Source organism: Cognatundibacterium luofuense (genome assembly GCF_018139685.1).
Classification (GTDB): Bacteria; Pseudomonadota; Gammaproteobacteria; order Burkholderiales; family Burkholderiaceae_D; genus Undibacterium; species Undibacterium luofuense.
Map to the genome: position 1 here is coordinate 208,761 of NZ_JAGSPN010000006.1, position 18,761 is coordinate 227,521.

General features: G+C 54.4%; 18 protein-coding genes. 11 read left to right on the plus strand and 7 right to left on the minus strand.

Annotated elements, in window-relative coordinates; translation table 11 throughout:
* Nucleotides 1-77 precede the first annotated feature (77 nt).
* The 4 genes from KDM89_RS10315 (at nucleotide 78) to KDM89_RS10330 (ending at nucleotide 3,464) form a co-directional block, all read left to right on the plus strand.
* On the plus strand, nucleotides 78-1,193 hold the full coding sequence (locus KDM89_RS10315; RefSeq protein WP_212687846.1) for a Re/Si-specific NAD(P)(+) transhydrogenase subunit alpha: 1,116 nt from the start codon (nucleotides 78-80) through the stop codon (nucleotides 1,191-1,193).
* Nucleotides 1,194-1,239: 46 nt separating this feature from the next.
* Entirely contained in the window at nucleotides 1,240-1,599 is a 360-nt protein-coding gene (panD, locus tag KDM89_RS10320; protein ID WP_189357667.1) for an aspartate 1-decarboxylase, read from the plus strand.
* Nucleotides 1,600-1,719: 120 nt separating this feature from the next.
* Nucleotides 1,720-2,031 carry an NAD(P) transhydrogenase subunit alpha part 2 gene (locus tag KDM89_RS10325; RefSeq protein WP_189357717.1) on the plus strand — a complete coding sequence of 104 codons (312 nt, stop codon included), beginning with the start codon at nucleotides 1,720-1,722 and terminating at the stop codon, nucleotides 2,029-2,031.
* Nucleotides 2,031-3,464 carry an NAD(P)(+) transhydrogenase (Re/Si-specific) subunit beta gene (locus tag KDM89_RS10330; protein ID WP_212687847.1) on the plus strand — a complete coding sequence of 478 codons (1,434 nt, stop codon included), beginning with the start codon at nucleotides 2,031-2,033 and terminating at the stop codon, nucleotides 3,462-3,464. The genes KDM89_RS10325 and KDM89_RS10330 overlap by 1 nt, the downstream gene beginning before the upstream one ends.
* A 375-nt stretch (nucleotides 3,465-3,839) precedes the next feature.
* Here KDM89_RS10330 and rocF read toward each other — a convergent pair whose 3' ends face one another.
* Both rocF and KDM89_RS10340 read right to left on the minus strand, forming a co-directional pair.
* Complete coding sequence (gene rocF / locus KDM89_RS10335; RefSeq protein WP_212687848.1) at nucleotides 3,840-4,751, minus strand: arginase; 912 nt, start codon at nucleotides 4,749-4,751, stop codon at nucleotides 3,840-3,842.
* A 39-nt stretch (nucleotides 4,752-4,790) separates the two neighbouring features.
* A complete protein-coding gene (locus tag KDM89_RS10340; RefSeq protein ID WP_212687849.1) occupies nucleotides 4,791-5,864 on the minus strand; it encodes an ornithine cyclodeaminase in 1,074 nt (357 codons plus the stop codon).
* A 323-nt stretch (nucleotides 5,865-6,187) separates the two neighbouring features.
* On the opposite strand from KDM89_RS10340, the gene KDM89_RS10345 reads away from it, so the two are divergent.
* The gene (locus KDM89_RS10345) at nucleotides 6,188-6,655 is read left to right on the plus strand and encodes an Lrp/AsnC family transcriptional regulator (protein ID WP_189357671.1); all 468 of its coding nucleotides are present in this window, start codon (nucleotides 6,188-6,190) and stop codon (nucleotides 6,653-6,655) included.
* A 257-nt stretch (nucleotides 6,656-6,912) separates the two neighbouring features.
* Here KDM89_RS10345 and KDM89_RS10350 read toward each other — a convergent pair whose 3' ends face one another.
* From KDM89_RS10350 to KDM89_RS10365, 4 genes are all read right to left on the minus strand, one after another.
* A complete protein-coding gene (locus KDM89_RS10350) occupies nucleotides 6,913-7,125 on the minus strand; it encodes a hypothetical protein (RefSeq protein WP_212687850.1) in 213 nt (70 codons plus the stop codon).
* Nucleotides 7,126-7,160: 35 nt separating this feature from the next.
* Nucleotides 7,161-8,327 carry an FAD-dependent monooxygenase gene (locus KDM89_RS10355; protein WP_212687851.1) on the minus strand — a complete coding sequence of 389 codons (1,167 nt, stop codon included), beginning with the start codon at nucleotides 8,325-8,327 and terminating at the stop codon, nucleotides 7,161-7,163.
* 74 nt (nucleotides 8,328-8,401) lie between these two features.
* On the minus strand, nucleotides 8,402-9,115 hold the full coding sequence (murU, locus tag KDM89_RS10360) for an N-acetylmuramate alpha-1-phosphate uridylyltransferase MurU (RefSeq protein WP_212687852.1): 714 nt from the start codon (nucleotides 9,113-9,115) through the stop codon (nucleotides 8,402-8,404).
* Between the two features lie 7 nt (nucleotides 9,116-9,122).
* The gene (locus tag KDM89_RS10365; protein ID WP_212687853.1) at nucleotides 9,123-10,169 is read right to left on the minus strand and encodes an aminoglycoside phosphotransferase family protein; all 1,047 of its coding nucleotides are present in this window, start codon (nucleotides 10,167-10,169) and stop codon (nucleotides 9,123-9,125) included.
* A 148-nt stretch (nucleotides 10,170-10,317) separates the two neighbouring features.
* Here KDM89_RS10365 and KDM89_RS10370 point away from each other — a divergent pair, with 148 nt between their 5' ends.
* The 6 genes from KDM89_RS10370 to KDM89_RS10395 all read left to right on the plus strand — a co-directional run bounded on the left by KDM89_RS10370 (nucleotide 10,318) and on the right by KDM89_RS10395 (nucleotide 17,940).
* Entirely contained in the window at nucleotides 10,318-12,573 is a 2,256-nt protein-coding gene (locus KDM89_RS10370; protein ID WP_212687854.1) for an LPS-assembly protein LptD, read from the plus strand.
* 228 nt (nucleotides 12,574-12,801) lie between these two features.
* Nucleotides 12,802-14,154, plus strand: a complete 1,353-nt coding sequence (locus KDM89_RS10375) for a peptidylprolyl isomerase (protein WP_230427788.1) — start codon at nucleotides 12,802-12,804, stop codon at nucleotides 14,152-14,154.
* Nucleotides 14,154-15,185: a 4-hydroxythreonine-4-phosphate dehydrogenase PdxA gene (pdxA, locus tag KDM89_RS10380; RefSeq protein WP_212687856.1), complete on the plus strand. Its 1,032-nt coding sequence runs from the start codon at nucleotides 14,154-14,156 to the stop codon at nucleotides 15,183-15,185. Before KDM89_RS10375 ends, pdxA begins: the two co-directional genes overlap by 1 nt.
* A gap of 10 nt (nucleotides 15,186-15,195) precedes the next feature.
* Nucleotides 15,196-15,984 carry a 16S rRNA (adenine(1518)-N(6)/adenine(1519)-N(6))-dimethyltransferase RsmA gene (rsmA, locus tag KDM89_RS10385; RefSeq protein WP_212687857.1) on the plus strand — a complete coding sequence of 263 codons (789 nt, stop codon included), beginning with the start codon at nucleotides 15,196-15,198 and terminating at the stop codon, nucleotides 15,982-15,984.
* A 5-nt stretch (nucleotides 15,985-15,989) separates the two neighbouring features.
* Complete coding sequence (gene pgi / locus KDM89_RS10390; RefSeq protein ID WP_212687858.1) at nucleotides 15,990-17,636, plus strand: glucose-6-phosphate isomerase; 1,647 nt, start codon at nucleotides 15,990-15,992, stop codon at nucleotides 17,634-17,636.
* A gap of 154 nt (nucleotides 17,637-17,790) precedes the next feature.
* Entirely contained in the window at nucleotides 17,791-17,940 is a 150-nt protein-coding gene (locus KDM89_RS10395) for a hypothetical protein (RefSeq protein ID WP_212687859.1), read from the plus strand.
* Between the two features lie 376 nt (nucleotides 17,941-18,316).
* Here KDM89_RS10395 and gloA read toward each other — a convergent pair whose 3' ends face one another.
* The gene (gene gloA / locus KDM89_RS10400; protein WP_212687860.1) at nucleotides 18,317-18,715 is read right to left on the minus strand and encodes a lactoylglutathione lyase; all 399 of its coding nucleotides are present in this window, start codon (nucleotides 18,713-18,715) and stop codon (nucleotides 18,317-18,319) included.
* Between the last annotated feature and the right edge of the window lie 46 nt (nucleotides 18,716-18,761).

The following is an 18,761-nucleotide window of genomic DNA, read 5'->3' on the forward strand; positions in this document are numbered from 1 at the left end:
ATGCCGGGGCGCCAGTGTCATGACCGGTTTTAACAGCAGTTTTCGAAAGATTTTATTAATCAACAGGGAGCAGTGCTATGAGAATCGGCATTCCAGCCGAGATCAGGCCGGGGGAAACCAGGGTGGCGGCCACCCCCGAAACGATCAAGAAGTATGTGGCCGCGGGACATGAGGTCGTGGTGCAGAGCGGTGCAGGGATTGCATCCAGTATCACGGACGATGCTTATCAGGCCGCCGGTGCGGTACTGACCGATGCCGCCGGTGCTTTGAGTGCCGATCTGGTGCTCAAAGTCCGTGCGCCGGATGCCAGTGAGCGGGCGCTGATGCGCAAGGACAGCGTTTTAGTAGGAATGCTCAATCCTTATGACGCTGATAATAATGCTGCCATGGCGGCAGCAGGATTCAGCGCTTTTGCACTGGAAGCGGCACCCCGCATTACCCGTGCACAGTCGATGGACGTGTTGTCCTCGCAAGCCAATATTGCCGGTTACAAAGCGGTAATGCTGGCAGCAAACACCTATCAGCGCTTCATGCCTATGCTGATGACGGCAGCGGGTACGGTGAAAGCCGCCCGTGTGCTGATCATGGGTGTCGGCGTCGCAGGCTTACAGGCCATCGCGACCGCCAAACGTCTGGGGGCAGTGATCGAAGCGTCCGACGTTAGACCTCCGGTCAAAGAACAAGTAGAATCTCTCGGTGCGAAATTCATTGATGTCCCCTATGAGACCGATGAAGAACGCCAAATCGCTCAGGGTGTTGGCGGCTATGCACGTCCTATGCCCGCTGCCTGGATGCAACGTCAGGCGGCTCTTGTCCATGAGCGGGCCAAACTGGCTGACATCATTATTACTACTGCTCTGATACCTGGCCGCAAAGCACCGGTGCTCATTTCCGAAGAGACCGTGAAAGCGATGAAACCGGGCTCCGTAATTGTGGATATGGCGGTGGAACAAGGCGGTAATTGTCCTTTATCTGAACCGGGCAAAACCGTCACCCGCCACGGTGTACACATTATCGGAGAACCAAATCTGGCTTGCCTGGTGGCAGCGGACGCTTCGGCGCTGTATGCCCGCAATGTGCTGGATTTCCTGAAACTGATCATCACCAAAGATGGTGCACTCGCGATTAACCGCGAAGATGAGATCGTCGCAGCGACGCTGGTGTGTGCCGGCGGGGAGGTACTCAGAAAGTAGCGGATAAGGTCAGATTCCGTAACTTGTACCTGAAAGTTGAAAGATCATGCAAAGAAATATGCTCCGCGCCAAAATTCATCGCGCAACTGTGACCCAGTGCGACCTCCACTACGAAGGCTCCTGTGGAATCGATGAAGATCTGCTTGATGCTGCGAACATCATTGAGAACGAGCAGATTGAGCTGTACAACGTCAATAACGGCGAACGTTTTTCCACCTACGCGATTAAAGGTAAACGCGGCAGTGGTGAAATTTCCCTGAATGGCGCCGCAGCTCGCAGGGTGCAACTGGGCGACCTGATGATTATCTGCACTTACGCGCCGATGACAGAAGAAGAAGCGCGTAACTACAAACCGAAAGTTGTGTTTGTGAACGGTAAAAATCAGATCACCAGTCTGAAGGAGTAACGGCAAGCCCGTTGCAGCATGGTCCGGTCGGCAACTCCGGCCGGAACCTGCGCCCCGCAGTTTGAACGGGAGTGCTTCTTTTGCATGTCAGCTCAGAATAAATTATCCAGAGAGGACATCATGGAAGTCAGTCATACCCTTACCAACCTGATCATTTTTGTGCTGGCCGTTTATGTCGGCTACCACGTGGTGTGGAATGTCACACCTGCTTTACATACTCCCCTGATGGCGGTCACCAATGCGGTATCGGCCATTATCATCGTTGGCGCCATGCTGGCTGCCGGCCTGACCGAAGGCGTACTCGCGCAGGTCATGGGCACGGTCGCGGTTGCGCTTGCTGCAGTGAATGTATTCGGCGGTTTTCTGGTCACCCAGAGGATGCTGGAAATGTTCCGTAAGAAAGAGAAGAACACTGCAGCGGAGGGCAAATAATGAGTATGAATCTGGTCACGATGCTGTATCTGATTGCATCGGTCTGTTTTATCCAGGCCTTAAAAGGCTTGTCTCATCCTTCCACGGCCCGTAAAGGGAATGCGTTCGGTATGGCCGGTATGGCAATTGCCGCACTCACGACCGTGGCGCTGATTATCAAACTGAAATCCGAAGCAACCGGCGGTGGCATCGGCTACGGACTGGTCACGCTGGGCGTGGTGGTCGGTGGCGGTATCGGCGCCATTCTCGCTAAACGCGTGGAAATGACCAAGATGCCGGAACTGGTAGCGGCGATGCACTCGCTGATCGGTCTGGCGGCAGTCTGTATCGCGGTAGCAGTAGTGGCAGAGCCGTGGGTATTCAATATCACCGGTCGTGCAGAAGCGATTCCGGTCGGTAACCGTGTGGAATTGTTTATCGGTACCTTTGTCGGTGCGATTACCTTCTCCGGTTCGGTGATTGCATTCGGCAAATTGTCCGGCAAATACAAGTTCCGCCTGTTTCAGGGCGCACCGGTGAATTTTGCCGGTCAGCACATGCTGAATCTGGTGCTGGCGCTGCTGATGATCGGCCTCGGTGTTGCGTTCTGCGTCACACAAAGCTGGACACCGTTTGCGGCGATGACGGCGATTGCCTTCGTGCTGGGTGTGCTGATCATCATCCCTATCGGCGGTGCGGATATGCCGGTGGTGGTGTCGATGCTGAACAGTTATTCCGGCTGGGCTGCAGCGGGGATTGGCTTCTCGCTCAATAACTCAATGCTGATTATTGCCGGTTCGCTGGTTGGTTCATCCGGTGCGATTCTGTCGTACATCATGTGTAAAGCGATGAACCGCTCGTTCTTCAACGTGATTCTCGGCGGCTTCGGCGGCGAGGCAGCAGCAGGCGGCGCAGCAGCACAGGCGCAGCGCAATGTGAAATCCGGTTCGCCGGACGACGCAGCCTTCCTGATGACGAACGCAGAATCCGTCATCATCGTGCCGGGTTACGGTCTGGCGGTGGCGCGTGCGCAGCATGCACTGAAAGAACTGACCGAGAAACTGACGCATGCCGGCGTCAACGTGCGTTATGCGATTCATCCGGTGGCTGGTCGTATGCCGGGTCATATGAACGTGCTGCTGGCGGAAGCCGAAGTGCCTTACGATCAGGTGTTTGAAATGGAAGATATCAACTCTGAATTCGGTCAGGCTGACGTAGTGCTGGTGCTGGGCGCGAATGACGTGGTGAATCCTGCTGCGAAAGATCCGAAATCGCCGATTGCCGGCATGCCGATTCTGGAAGCTTACAAAGCGAAAACCGTGATCGTGAACAAACGTTCTATGGCTTCCGGTTACGCCGGTCTGGACAATGAATTGTTCTACATGGATAAAACCATGATGGTGTTCGGTGACGCGAAAAAAGTCATCGAAGACATGGTCAAGGCAGTCGAGTAATCCGGCTGGCGCTGAAGCTGCGCAAGCGGCTTCAGCCAGTGCTACTGGTCAAACGAAACCGTCCCCAGGGACGGTTTTTTTATGGCTGACCGGTGTCAGCGGCGGGAATCGGAGAAAACGCCTCAAAACTGCCTGAATTGCGGACGTCCGCGAAAACAGTGGCTGAGCGGGGTGCTCTGAAAATGCCTGATGACGATATCTGCACAGTACACGGTAAATCAGGGTGGCCGGATTCCGGTAAACGAAAAATCAAAGCGCCGAAAATCGGGCGACATCAACCGAAATCTGACATTAAACGAAGCCTGATAAATATAGCCGGATAAAACAAAACGCCGCAGAACGCGGCGTTTGTGTTTTGCAGCAGGCAGAACAGGATCAGTTGCGTACCAGTGTCGATTTGCCGAACAGACTTTCGATCAGATCGACCGCCAGCGTCGCGGACTGATTGCGCACATCCAGCGCCGGATTCAGTTCCACCACATCCAGCGAACCGAGCAGGCCGGTATCTGCGATCATTTCCATGCACAGCTGCGCTTCGCGGTAAGTCGGGCCACCCATCACGGCAGTACCCACGCCCGGTGCGATGCTAGGATCGAGGCAGTCGATATCAAAGCTGACATGCAGATGGGTATTTGCATCCAGACCTGCCAGTGCGGAACTCATCACATTACGCATGCCGTATTCATCGATGTAGCGCATGTCGTAGACCTGAATATTCAGTTCGTGGATGAATTTCTTTTCACCCTCATCCACGCTGCGGATACCGATCTGGCGGATGTCGGAAGGCTGAATGGCCGGAGTGAAACCCGCGTAATCAATCAGCTCTTTCGGGCCGTGACCCATCAGGCAGGCCACTGGCATACCGTGGATATTGCCGGTCGGGCTGATGGTCGCCAGATTGCTGTCGGCATGCGCATCAAACCACAGTACGCGCAGCTTTTTACCCTGACGGCGGCAATGTGCCGCCACCGCGCTGATAGAGCCAATCGCCAGACAGTGATCACCACCTAACATCATCGGGAATTGGCCGTCGTTGAATGCAGCTTCGACGGCATCATACACAGCCTGATTCCAGTCGATCGCTTCTTTCAGGTGGCGCAGGCCGTTGACCGGTTCCTGCCACGGATTGGCAGGGCCGTGCAGATTGCCGCGGTCGATCACTTGCAGGTTCAGACCCTGCAGTGCTTCGGCCAGACCGGCAACACGCAGCGCGTCCGGTCCCATACTTGCGCCTTTGACGCTGGCACCGACATCAGTTGGCGCCCCGATAAGGGTAATGGTTTTCATTCTATTCTGTTGATAAAGTGGCTCAGTCAAATGCCTGTGTCAGGCGTGTATCGGCACTGCGGGTGCAATGCCTGTTTTTTCGGAACTGATGTTCAGATCAGCCATTCCCATGCCGAACAAATCTTTTGGATCCATCATTTCGGGAATCAGGTCCAGCATCGGGGTATCACGGTGCAGCACGAATTTTTCCAGATAGCGCATCGCAGAAAAATCTTCCAGCGCAAAACCGACGGAATCAAACACGGTGACTTGCGCGGCGCTCTGGCGGGCAGCAACGCTGCCGTTGACGATGCGCCAGAATTCCGTCACCGGGAAATCGGCCGGCATTTGCTGCACTTCACCTTCAATTCTGGACTGCGGTTCGTATTCTACGACGACAAAGGCCTGATGCAGAATATCTGCATGCAATTCTGTCTTGCCCGGACAGTCACCGCCAACGCCGTTAATGTGCATACCCGGTTCTATCATGTCCGGTGTCAGGATGGTGGCATTGGTTTTGTCTGCGGTCACCGTGGTCACGATATCTGCACCGCGCACGGCTTCTGCTGTGGATGCAGCACGGATCAGGCGCAGCGACGGATAGCGGCTGCTCAGGTTACGGATCAGTTTTTCGGTTGCTGCCGGATCGACGTCGAACAAACGGATTTCGTTGATACCGAGCATGGTGTGGAAGGCAATCGCCTGAAATTCACTTTGTGCGCCATTGCCGATCAGCGCCATGCTGCGCGAATCCGGACGTGCCATATAGCGTGCTGCCAGCGCCGAAGTGGCAGCGGTGCGCAGTGCGGTGGTCAGAGTCAGTTCCGACAGCAGACGCGGATAGCCGGTATCCACATCGGCCAGTACGCCGAATGCAGTCACGGTCAGCAGACCGGCGTGGGTGTTTTTCGGATGGCCGTTCACGTATTTGAAGCTGTAATGGGTGCCGTCAGAAATCGGCATCAGTTCAATCACGCCAACCTCAGAATGGCTGGCAACGCGCGGGGTTTTGTCGAATTGTGACCAGCGCAGGTAATCCTCGCGGATCATTTCTGCCATACGGGAAATCGCCGTTTCCGGTCTGGCTTGTTGTAAATGCTTTTGTAATTCTCTGGTGCCGATATAGCTAACCATGATTGTTCTCCTGATCGTTATAGATAGTGAGAACACAGCCAATGAACTTAGCCCGGTCGTGCGGGCATGTCCCGAAGCCGTTGCGAGATTTATGAAATCTTCAATTTCGCAAAAGCCTCCTGCATTCGCGCGGAGTGCAGTGAGATTGTCGTGTTCCGTAGAATATTGTAGCCACGGGACGAAATAATTAGATTGCTAAATACCATGTTATTCGGCAAGATAAGGAAATAAGGTTTCATGGTTTATGAAATTTCGTCTGAAAATTTCATATTTCATTCTGATGACAAAATTATGCTGTTTTGCAGCAAAAATCCGGAGGTTTTGTGGATCACTACGATCAGAGTATTTTGCGCATCCTGCAGGAAGATGGTCGCACCAGTAATCTGCACTTGTCTGAGCGCATCCATTTATCGCCGCCGCAAACCCTGCGCAGGGTGCGGGCGCTGGAAGAAAAAGGCGTTATCCGTTCTTATGTGGCGCAGATTAATCCGGAATCGGTAGGGCTGGGCGTGATGGCGTTTGTGAATCTGTCGCTGGACCGTGAACAATTCCGCAATGTGCGGGAAGTGGAGGGCAAGCTGAAAGCGTTTGAAAACGTGATCGAATGCCACACGATTTCCGGCGACTTTGACTACATTCTGAAAGTGGTCGCGGCGGATCTGAAAAGCCTGTCGCAGTTTCTGACCGATACGCTGATGCAGGTGCCGGGCGTCGCATCGCTGCGTTCCATGATTTGTATGGAAGAAATCAAACCACCGAGCGGCTTGCCGATTACCGAAGAATACCGCTGAAACACCGTACTCAGCCGCCGGCGATTGTGCAGCGATCGTCATCAGGCAATTACGGAGGCCCGGACTTTCTACCGACGACAGCGCAATCGCTGTGCAGAACACCGCATTTGAGGCATTTTTGGCCTGTTTTGCGCTGCCAGCCGGTCACAGCGAGGATCAAAGCAGGTATAAAAGAAAAGCACCGCAGACCATGACAGTCTGCGGTGCTTTATTCTGCTCGCCGGCGACTTGGCGGGTATGCCGGCGGATGGTCGTGATTAGCGAACCACCACGAAGCGGAATACGAACTTGCGGAATGCGCGGTAGCTCTGGCCCAGTTTCTGGAAAGCCGGTGTTGCAGCGTCCAGATTGCCGCCGTCTTTCAGGAATTCTGCTTTGAATTCTTCGTAAGCCGCTTCCAGTACGGTGGCCAGCTGGTGGTTGTACAGACGGCCATAGTTCATCAGGCGGCGACGTTGACGTAATTTCATCGTATTTTCCTTTATAAAAAATTCCGGCAAGGCGCTCAGTTGCGCCAGCCGTACATCATATGCCCCGCCAGCGCATGTCTGGCAGGAGGCAACATATCCAGTAAGGCCAGTCCGGAGCCTAGCAGCGTTTGCCGCAGGCTGCCGTCCGGCGAACTGGCAAAAATTCTGGCCAGCGTATCGGTCAGACCGATGGTCAGCTGGCGGTCGGTGCCGCGCAGGCGCATGAAATCCTGAATCGCCGCTTCGGTTTGCGTGCCGTTTTGCAGAATGGCGCGTGCCAGCACGCTTACATCACGTAAGCCCAGATTCAAACCTTGTCCGGCAACCGGATGCAGGGTTTGCGCTGCATTGCCTATGCTGACAATACGGGTGCTGGCGCTGTGCTGGGCATTCAGCCCGAGCGGAAACGCATTGCGCGCACTGATACTGCTGATGCTGCCCAGACGCTGTCCGAACGCTTGCTGCAGGGCGGCGCAGAACGCTGCGTCATCCAGCTGCATTAACTGTTCCGCCAGTTCAGGGCGGACACACCAGACCAGCGCGTAGCCGTCGTCTTCCGGCAATAATGCCAGCGGGCCCTGATCGGTAAAGCGTTCAAATGCACGGTGCGCAATGCTGCCACTGAAACAGACATGCGCAATCACGGCAGTCTGGCCGTAATCGCGACGCTGACCACGCGCTTCCTGATCGGTAAACGTACCGCCTTCAGCCTGAATCACCATGCCGGCGGCGTACTGACGGGTTTGGCCATCGGCGCTGATGGTCTGAATCTGCACATGATCATGCTGCTCCTGCAAGCCGGTGATTTTTACCGGCCGCAAAAACTGCAGCTTACTTGGCTGCAAAGCCTGCTCCAGAGGGCGGATGATGTCGCCGTAACGCGCCACATAACCGAGTGCAGGCAGCTGGTAATCGTCATGGCGGATCAGCGTGCGGCCGAAATGCCCGCGCCGCGAAACATGAATTTCATGAATAGCGGTCGCCCGCACCGGCCAGCCACCGGCTTGTTCCAGAATCTGGCGACTGCCGGCAGACAGCGCAATCGTACGCACATCCTGCTGCGACTGTTCTGCGGTTTTCGCATCGAATACCGCAATCCGCGCCGCCGGAAAGCCGCCGCGTATCAGTAAGGAAGCGAGTGCCTGACCGGCTGGTCCGGCACCTGCAATTGCAATGTCTGCATCATTCAGTATCGCTGTCATGCTGAAATTCCATCATCTTCGGTGCGCGCATCATGCCACGCGCTGCCGGTTTCTGCTTTGCCCGCAGACAAGTTTCAGATCGCCGGACGGAATGGCTGATTCAATTGCGCCAGTTGTTCCGGTGTGCCGACATTATGCCAGTCGCCGCGATACAGCTCGCCGCCTATGCGTCCCTGATCAATCAGTTCACGCAGCAGCGGGCCGAGTTTCGCGTAATTGCCGGCGGGAATCTGGCGGAACATTTCCGGCCGATAGACGCCGATATTCGCAAAGGTGTAACGCGGTTCGCCTTCATTGCTGAGACCCATCAGGTTCAGTGCAAAGTCGCCCAGCGGATGGAAGTCCGGATTTTTGACCATGTACAGCCAGGCCAGATCGCGCTCGTCTTCCGGCAGCGGATTGCCCCACGGATCTTCATCTTCCAGCGTATTCAGACATTCGCGGAAATCGAAGTGCGGGATATAAATATCGGCAGACACCACCACAAACGGCTCATCACCGAGCAAAGGCAGCGCGGTCGCGATGCCACCTGCGGTTTCCAGCGCTTCCGCTTCGCGTGAGTAAGTGATGCTGGCGCCGAACTGACTGCCGTCGCCGAGCGTATCTTCAATCTGCTGACCGAGGTAAGCATGGTTGATGACGATCTCGGTAATACCGGCTTTGACCAGATTCAGAATATGCCAGACGATCAGCGGTCGGCCGCGCACTTTCAGCAAAGGCTTGGGCGTGCTGTCGGTCAGCGGACGCATGCGTTCGCCGCGTCCGGCGGCAAGTAACATGGCTTTCATTGCGGCCTCAGAAGGTATAACCGACCTGGGTGGCGCTGCCTTCCAGTTCTTCAATCAGACGCCACAGCGGTACCAGCTCTTTATAGCGATTGGTGGTGCGGCGAATGTAATCCATGACGGTAGGAATATCGTCCAGATACTGGGTTTTGCCATCGCGGTGGGCGAGGCGGGTGAAAATGCCCAGAATTTTCAGGTGGCGCTGCAAGCCCATCCATTCGAAATCACGGTAGAACGCATCCACATCGTTCGACAATGGCAGACCGGCTTTGCGCGCCATTTCCCAGTAACGGATCGCCCAGTCCAGCACCAGTTCTTCGTCCCACTGAATGTAGGCGTCGCGCAGCAGCGAGACTGCGTCATAGGTAATCGGGCCGTATACCGCATCCTGGAAATCAACGATGCCGGGATTGCCTTTGTCCATCCACATCAGATTGCGCGAATGGTAATCGCGGTGCACGAATACCTGCGGCTGGGCGAGGGCGCTGGCCAGAATCTGGTCAAACACTTTGTTCAGCGTGGCTTGTTGTTTTTCATCCAGCGTTTTGCCCAGATGGCGGCCGATATACCACTCGGTAAAAATACCCAGTTCGCGTGACAGGAAAGCGCGGTCATATTCCGGCAGCACATCCGGCTGGCTTTGCGTCTGCATCAGCACCAGTGTGGATAGCGCATCCAGATACAGTTTGTGTGTGGTATCGGGATTCAGAATTTGTGCATAGGTGTGCTGACCCAGATCGGTGACCAGCAGGAAGCCTTGTTCCAGATCACTGGCCAGTACGTCCGGCACGGTCAGATTCATGCTTTTCAGCAGCGCTGCGACTTTGATATAGCCGGCAGAATTTTCGGTTGCCGGTGGCGCATCCACGGCGATCAGGCTGCCGCCGGTGCTGGTCTGAACACGGTAAAAGCGGCGGAAACTGGCATCCGAAGACGCACTTTGCAGGGTATCCGGCAACAGATCGTGGCCTTGCAGGCTGCTCAGCCATAATTGCAGATCATTGCGGCGTGCAGCCGCATCCGGCGCAGTCGCCTGAGAGGAAGTTGGGGAAGTCATGAGTAATATTGCAAAGAAAACTGTTTATGATGCAAGTTCGGATGGTTTCGCTGACATTTCACCTATAATAAGCGGCTCATTTTCCGTCAGTCCGCCATCGGGCAGCACTGCCGGATCGCTTGCAGAAATGTCAGGATCGTCAATTTACATGCGCAGCAAACCTCTATTATCGCATTCGCCGCTCTGGTTTCCTACTGTTCCGGCGATTATCGCTTCGGTCCTGTTACCGGCGGCGCTGGCACATGCTCAGAGTCAGGAGCAGGCTAAGCTGGCAACTCCCGCACCAGCGACGTTTGCCGAGGATATTGCACAGCGCCGCAGTTCAGCTGCGAATCCCGTGAAGCCGGAACCGCCGCTGGAAGTAACCGCACTGAAAGTCTGGGGACGCACCGATCGCTTTGTTCACTTTGAAAAAGAAGTGGAAATGACACGCGGCAATATGCGTCTGACAGCAGATAAGGCAACTTACCGTTTTCTCGAAGATGAAGCCGAGGCCGAAGGTCAGGTCAGCCTGACCCGCAACGGCGATTGCTATGACGGTGACCGCGTACGTGTGCAGCTTGAACGCAGCACCGGCTTTGTTGAAAATCCGGTTTATCGTCTGGTGCGCAATCATGCGCAGGGACAGGCGAAGCGCATCGATTTTCTGGATGAAGAACGTTCGGTTGTACATCAGGGAACCTACAGTACCTGTCAGGGTGTGAGTCCCGACTGGTATCTGAAAACAGAAACGCTGCAGCTGGATACCGGTCTGGATACGGGAACCGCAAGCCGTTCTGTGTTGTATTTCAAAGATACGCCGATTCTGGTGGCGCCGTCGATTACTTTTCCGCTGTCCAGCGCACGTCACTCCGGCTTTCTGCCGCCGGTGACCGGTGCGACTTCTAAAGGCGGTGTTGAATTCGGTTTGCCGTACTACTGGAATATCGCTCCGAACCGCGATGTGACGCTGTATCCGAAAATTATCAGCCGTCGTGGTTTGCAACTGGGAGCGGAAGCGCGCTATCTGGGTGAGCAATACCGCGGCGAATCAACGCTTGAGGGTATCGTCGGCGATCGTCAGACCAGCACGAACCGCTATGCGCTGACATCCCTGCATGAGCAGTATCTGATGCCGGATCTGAAATTATCGTGGAACCTGAACATGGCTTCCGATGACAATTATCCGACCGATTTTTCGAATTCGATTACCAAAACCTCGGTTCGTCTGCTGCCGCGCGATCTGCAGCTGAGTTACGGTGGTTCGTTCTGGAGTGCCTCGTTTCAGGCCAGCGGTTATCAGGTGCTGCAGGATGTGAATGCACCGATTACGCGGCCGTATGACCGCTTGCCACAGTTGCAGTTGCATGCAGAACAACTGGATGTCGCCGGTTTTGATATGAGTGTCGACACCATGCTGACACGCTTCTGGCACCCGGATCTGGTGCGCGGCGACCGTGCTGTTGTTGCCGCCAACCTGTCGCTGCCTTTCGTGCGTTCCGGCTATTTCATTAAACCGGCTGTCAGTGTCCATGCCACCAATTATCATCTGGTGAATCCGTCGGAGAAGCAGGATGCGGATGCGCATCGTATCGTACCGATATTCTCTCTCGACAGCGGCCTGGTGTTTGAACGCGATACCCGTTTGTTCGGACGTGATTTCACGCAAACGCTGGAACCGCGTCTGTATTACGTGAATATTCCGTATCGTGATCAGAGTCGCCTGCCAAACTTTGACAGTGCCCCTGCCGACTTTAACTTTGCCCAGATTTTCACGGAAAACCGCTTCGTCGGTCAGGATCGTATCGGTGATGCGAATCAGGTGACCACGGCGCTGGTATCCCGCTATCTGGAAAGTGATGGTTCCGAACGCCTGAAACTGGCGGTTGGTCAGCGCTTTTATTTTAATCATCAGCGCGTAACGCTGGACAATACACCAAGTCCGAGCCGGTCAGATTTATTGCTGGCGGCAACCGGTCGCTGGTCATCCACACTGAGCGGCGATCTGGCATTTCAGCTGAGCCAGAGTAACCGTCGCGCTATTCAGACCAGCTACTCTGTGCAATGGCAACCGGAAGCGAAAAAGGTGCTGAATCTCGGATATCGTTTCCAGCGTGATTCGCTGGAGCAAGTCGATATTTCCGGTCAGTGGCCGCTCGCCGACCGTTTATACGGTGTCGGAAGGTTGAATTATTCTCTGATGGATAAACGTATCGTCGACGGTATTGCCGGACTGGAATATAAGGCTGATTGCTGGTCGCTGCGTTTTGTGGCCCAGCGTTTTGCCACCAGCAGTACCACCAGCAATACCGGATTTGCATTGCAGCTGGAACTGACGGGTCTGGCACGCCTTGGCGTCGGCGGAAATCCGCTGGAATCGCTGAAACGGAATATTGCCGGTTATCAGTCTGTTTCAGAACGTTAATCAACGGATATCATGCTGGCTGTCGGCTGCCACCGGCTAACTGATGGCAGAAAATACATTTTGTCCGCATGAACCGTGATGCGGTACTACCGGAATCAGTTGCCGTGCCGCTGCTGTTTCCGGTTTATGAATTGCCTGTCAGCGTGTATATTGCAGGCTTTGTGCTTTAAGAGGGCGTTTTGCCCGGGTTGCTTCAATCAACTATTATTTATGCGACAATTTTTCTTCATGAAACAACGCACTCTGTTTTCCCTGATCGCAGTATCAGCCGGTTTGTTCGCGCAATCTCCCGCCATCGCTCAACTGAAGCCGGCAACCTCGGTTTCTGCACCTGTCAGCAAACCGAAGCTGGTGAACAGTATTGTGGTGGTCGTCAATGATGAAGTAATCACCCGTCAGGAATTAAATGAGCAGATCAGCGCGCTGGAAAAACGGCTGAAAGCACAAGGAACGCAGCCGCCAAATCGTGCCGAACTCGAGAAACAACTGGTCGAGCGCATGATTCTGGACCGTGCGCAAATTCAGCTGGCAAAAGAAAACGGTATGCGTGTTGATGATCTGACACTGGACCGCACGCTGGTCAAAATGGCAGAACAAAACAAAATGTCTCTGCAGGATATGCGTAACCAGATCGAACGTGAAGGTACGCCATACGCAAAATTCCGCGAAGAAATCCGCGATGAAATTATGATGCAGCGGATTCGTGACCGCGAAGTTGAAAGCAAGCTGTTTATTTCTGAAAGCGAAGTTGATAACTATCTCGCTCAGGAAACTGCCGGTAAAGCGGCGAAGCAGGAATTGAACCTGGCGCACATTCTGGTACGCCTGCCGGAGAATGCGACAGCGGAACAGATTGCCGCAAAACGCGCACGTGCTGAAGAAGTCGTCACAAAACTGCAGGCCGGTGAAGATTTCGGTCGTCTGGCAATTACCTATTCCGACAGCGCTGAAGCGCTGAAGGGCGGCGATATCGGCTGGCGCGAACAGGACAAAATTCCGCAACTGTTCCTTGATGCAGTGGCAAAACTGCAGCCGGGTCAGGCCTCGGCGATTATCCGCAGCGCGAATGGTTTCCACATTCTGAAACTGAATGGTAAGCGTACTAATGACGGCAAAGCAGGCAGCGATCTGGTGCAGCAATCACGCGTGCGTCATATTCTGATCAAACCAACGCAGATTGTGCCGGACGCGGAAGTACGTCAGAAACTGGCGGATCTGAAAAAGAAAATTGAAGCAGGACAAATCTCCTTTGAAGATGCGGCGAAAGCTAATTCTGTCGACAGTTCTGCTGCTAAAGGCGGTGAACTGGGCTGGATTTTCCCAGGCGATGCACTGGTACCGGAATTCGAGCAAGCGATGAACAAGCTCAAAGTGAATGAAATCAGTGATCCGGTACAAACCCAGTTTGGCTATCATCTGATTCAGGTGCTGGAGCGCAAATCGGACGAGCAATCGAAAGACCGCAAACGTGCAGCTGCACGTCAGGCGCTGCGTGAACGTAAGTTCGATGAAGCACTGCAGGAATGGTTGCGCGAACTGCGTGACAAAACTTATGTTGAATACCGTACGGAAGAAAAATAATGTCTGAATCCGGATTGCCGGTTCTCGCTGTCACCACAGGAGAACCGGCAGGTATCGGGCCGGAGATTTCTCTGCGCGCAGCCTGGTCGCTGCGCCATGAGGTCCGGCCCGTTCTTATTGGTGACGCCGCTTTTCTGGCGATGATTGCGTCAGAACTTGATCCTGAAATCCGCCTGCAGGCAACGAATATGGCGGCAGTCCGTCATACCGGTTTGCCGGCTGGTTTGCCTGACCGGATTACGGTACTGGATTGTCCGTTGAAAGCCCATGTGCAGGCTGGTATTCCGGATCCGCGTAACGGACGCAGCGTTGTTCAGACGCTGGATATCGCGCTGGAAGCCATCCGCGATCGCTGGTGCGATGCGATGGTGACTGCACCGGTACAGAAATCCGTGATCAATGATGCCGGTGTACCGTTTTCCGGTCACACCGAATATCTGGCTGAAAAAACGAACACGGATCGCGTGGTGATGATGCTGGCTTGTGAAGCCAATGCGCATTTACCGTATCCGTTGCGGGTTGCGCTGGCTACCACGCATCTGCCATTGCGTGCCGTACCGGATGCAATTACCGAAGCATTGCTGATGGAAGTATTGCGTATCACCGATACGGATTTACGTACCAAATGGGGTATCGCAGCACCGAAAATTCTGGTTTGCGGACTGAATCCGCATGCCGGTGAAAACGGTTATCTGGGACGCGAAGAACTGGATGTGATCATACCGGCGCTGGCAACAGCGAAAGCGGCGGGTATCGATGTACACGGCCCGTATCCGGCAGATACCCTGTTCCAGCATAAATATCTGGCGCAGGCCGATGCGGTGCTTGCGATGTATCACGATCAGGGACTCACGGTGCTCAAGCATGCCAGCCTCGGACAAGGTGTGAATGTGACGCTGGGCTTGCCGGTGATTCGGACGTCAGTCGATCACGGCACGGCGCTGGATGTGGCTGCGCAGGGAACGGGTCTGGCGGATGCCGGCAGCATGCAGGTCGCGATGCGGGTTGCCGCATCCATGATCAAAAAATAATGGAATTTTCATGAAACATATTGCAAGAAAACGCTTCGGCCAAAACTTTCTGACCGACGATGGCGTATTGCATCAGATTATCCGTGGCATTGGTCCGGGCAAAGATGATGTGATGGTGGAAATCGGGCCGGGTCTGGCAGCGATGACGAATTTGTTATTGCAGGCGATGCCGCATATGCACGTCGTGGAGCTGGATCGCGATCTGGTCGCACGCCTGAAAAAATCATATCCGGCGGAGCGCCTGACGGTTCATGAAGGTGATGCACTGAAATTTGATTTCTTGTCGATTCCGGTGCCGGAAGGGAAGAAACTGCGTGTGGTCGGTAACCTGCCGTACAACATTTCCAGTCCTTTGCTTTTCCATCTGGCGACGATTTCCGAGCACGTACTGGATCAGCATTTTATGCTGCAAAAAGAAGTGGTCGAACGCATGGTGGCCGAGCCGGGTTCGAAAGTGTACGGTCGTTTATCCGTGATGCTGCAATGGCGCTATCACATGGAGTTGCTGTTTGTGGTGCCGCCGGAAGCGTTTGATCCACCGCCGAAAGTAGACTCCGCCATCGTGCGTATGATTCCGCGTAAGGATGTACCGGCTTGCGACGTCGCTGCGCTGGAAGAAGTCGTAACCAAAGCCTTTACTCAGCGTCGTAAGGTGATTCGTAACTGCCTGAGTGGCATGTTCACTGAAGAAGAATTGTTGCAGGCGGGTGCGGATCCGCAGGCAAGACCGGAAACCATTTCCCTTGAGGTTTATGTTGCACTGGCCAATCTGTGGTCGCAAAAAACACCGAAATCCTGAGCACAATGAATATTACTAAAACGAATGCATGGAATGCTTTGCTGCAACATCGTGAACGTTTGCAGCATGTTCATTTGCGCCAGTTATTCGCTGAAGACACGCAGCGCTTCAGCCATTTTTCTGCGCAGCTCGATGGCTTGCTGATCGACTATTCGAAACAACGCGTCGATCGCGGTTGCATGGTCAGCCTGATTGATCTGGCCCGCGCAGCCGATGTGGAAGCCTGGCGTGACCGTATGTTTGCCGGTGAGAAAATCAATGTAAGCGAAGACCGTGCAGTATTGCACACCGCGTTGCGCCATATGGATGCAACACCGTTTCCGTGCAATGAACAGGATGTGATGCCGCAGGTGCGTGCTGTACGCCGCCAGATGCGTGACATCGTGGAGCGCGTGCGCAGTGGCTTGTGGCGTGGCTTTAAAGGTGATGCGATTCAGAATGTGGTGAATATCGGGATTGGCGGTTCCGATCTCGGCCCGAAAATGGCAACCCGCGCCTTATCGGCATTCGCCCATCCGCATATCAATTTTTATTATGTTTCTAATCTGGACAGTGCGCACTTGTCGCCACTGCTGGAGAAGCTCGATCCGCGTACGACTTTGTTTATCGTCGCGTCCAAAACCTTTACCACACAGGAAACCAGTATCAATGCGCAGACCGCGCGTACCTGGCTGATGGCGGCGGCAATGGAAGAATGGGCGATTGCGAAGCACTTTATCGCCGTATCTGCGAATACTGCCAAAGCAGCTGAGTTCGGTATTCCGCCTGAAAATGTTCTGCAAATGTGGGACTGGGTGGGTGGCCGTTATTCGCTGTGGTCGGCGGTCGGTTTGTCGGTGGCGTTGTCGATCGGCATGAACGGGTTTGAGCGCATGCTGCAGGGCGCGCAGGCGATGGATCAGCATTTCCGCGATTCACCGCTGGAACAGAATCTGCCGGTACTGATGGCGCTGATTTCGATCTGGAATACCAATTTCCTCGGCGCGGAAACGACCGCGATTCTGCCTTACAACGAATCGATCCGTCATTTGCCAGCGTTCCTGCAACAGCTGGAAATGGAGTCAAACGGTAAAACTGTGGGGCGCGATGGTGAAGCGCTGGCTTGCCCGGCGAATCCGATTGTCTGGGGTGAAATCGGGGTCAATGGTCAGCACGCGTTCTTCCAGTTGCTGCATCAGGGCGGCTGGCTGATTCCTTGTGATTTCCTCGTAGCCGCTTCCAGTGATCATCCTTTGCCCGGACATCAGGCGCCATTGCTGTCGAATTGTCTGGCACAAAGTGCTGCGCTGGCGTTTGGCAAAACCGAACAACAGGCACGCGAAGAATTGCAGCAGTCTGGCATGAGTGCAGAGCAGATTGCACGTTTGCTGCCGCACAAAGTGTTTGCCGGTAATCAGCCATCGACCACAATCCTGTTGCCTGCGCTGGATCCTTTCCAGCTTGGTATGCTGATTGCGCTGTATGAACATAAAGTGTTTGTGCAGGGCGTGATCTGGGGGCTGAATTCCTTCGATCAGTGGGGCGTGGAGCTCGGCAAGCAACTGGCCAGCCGCTTGCTGCCGGCGATCATGGGGCAATCCGAGGCAGATGCGCAGCTGGATCAGTCCACCCGTGGCCTGATTGACTATTTCCGTCGTCACGGTCACGTCTGATCAGGCATGTAAATGACGGTCTGCTGCAGCCTTTTGCAGCAGATTGCCGCCATTAACGACACTTCCGCAAAATTTGCTTTGATTTGCCGCAAGTTTGTTGACCGGATCTGTGCCGGATTGCTATAAAGAGCCTGTTGCTTTCAGGAATGATGGAATGGCTTGGTTAGGTTTTCTGGCAGGATTAGTGCTGTTATGCGGATTGTGTATCTGGTTTTTGTTGCAGGCGATACGTCAGGTGACAACGACGGAACCACCACCGTATATGCCACTGACACCGGCTGAGCCGCGTACTTCGGCGGAATAAATTTATGAGACGGACAGTTGCGCAGACTTGTCCGCACGAATCAGTAATCTGAGATGAAAAAGCACGGCTTTCCCCCAATGGAAATCCGTGCTTTTACTTTTTCAGCGAGCGCAGTTTCACAGCCACCGTTTGCATCTCTGACTCGCGCTTGCTACTGGTAGCTGATGGCGCTGTTTTCAGACCAAAAATGCCTCAAATGCGGTGTTCAGCATAGCGATCGGGCTGTCGTCGGCAGAAACTCTGGTCGTCCGGAAACAGGTGATGACGATCGCTGCACAGCAGTCATTGCTTGCGAAGCGTCCGTGCCACAAAAAAACGGGTTGCGTCATGCAACTCGTTTTCTTATCAGTGCAGATTTGTTACTTGGGGTCCCGTATCAGAGCGTGACTTCGCTGCTGCGCTGAATCAGTTCGATTTTGTAGCCATCCGGGTCCTGTACGAAGGCGATGACCGTAGTGCCGCCTTTGACCGGACCGGCTTCACGGGTCACGTTACCACCTTTGGCTTTTACCGCTTCGCAGGCGGCATAGGCGTCCGGCACCGCGATCGCGATATGGCCATAGGCCGTACCCATGTCATAGCTTTCCACACCGTAGTTGTAGGTCAGCTCCAGTTCCGCATGTTCAGGATTGCGGCCATAACCGAGGAAAGCCAGCGTGTATTTGTATTCCGGATTGTCGGAGGTACGCAGCAGGCTCATGCCGAGTACGCTGGTGTAGAAGTCGATAGAACGCTGTAAATTGCCGACACGCAGCATAGTGTGAAGAATACGCATAGGTTTTCCTGTCATGAATTGCGCCGGACTGCAGTGCAGGCCGGCA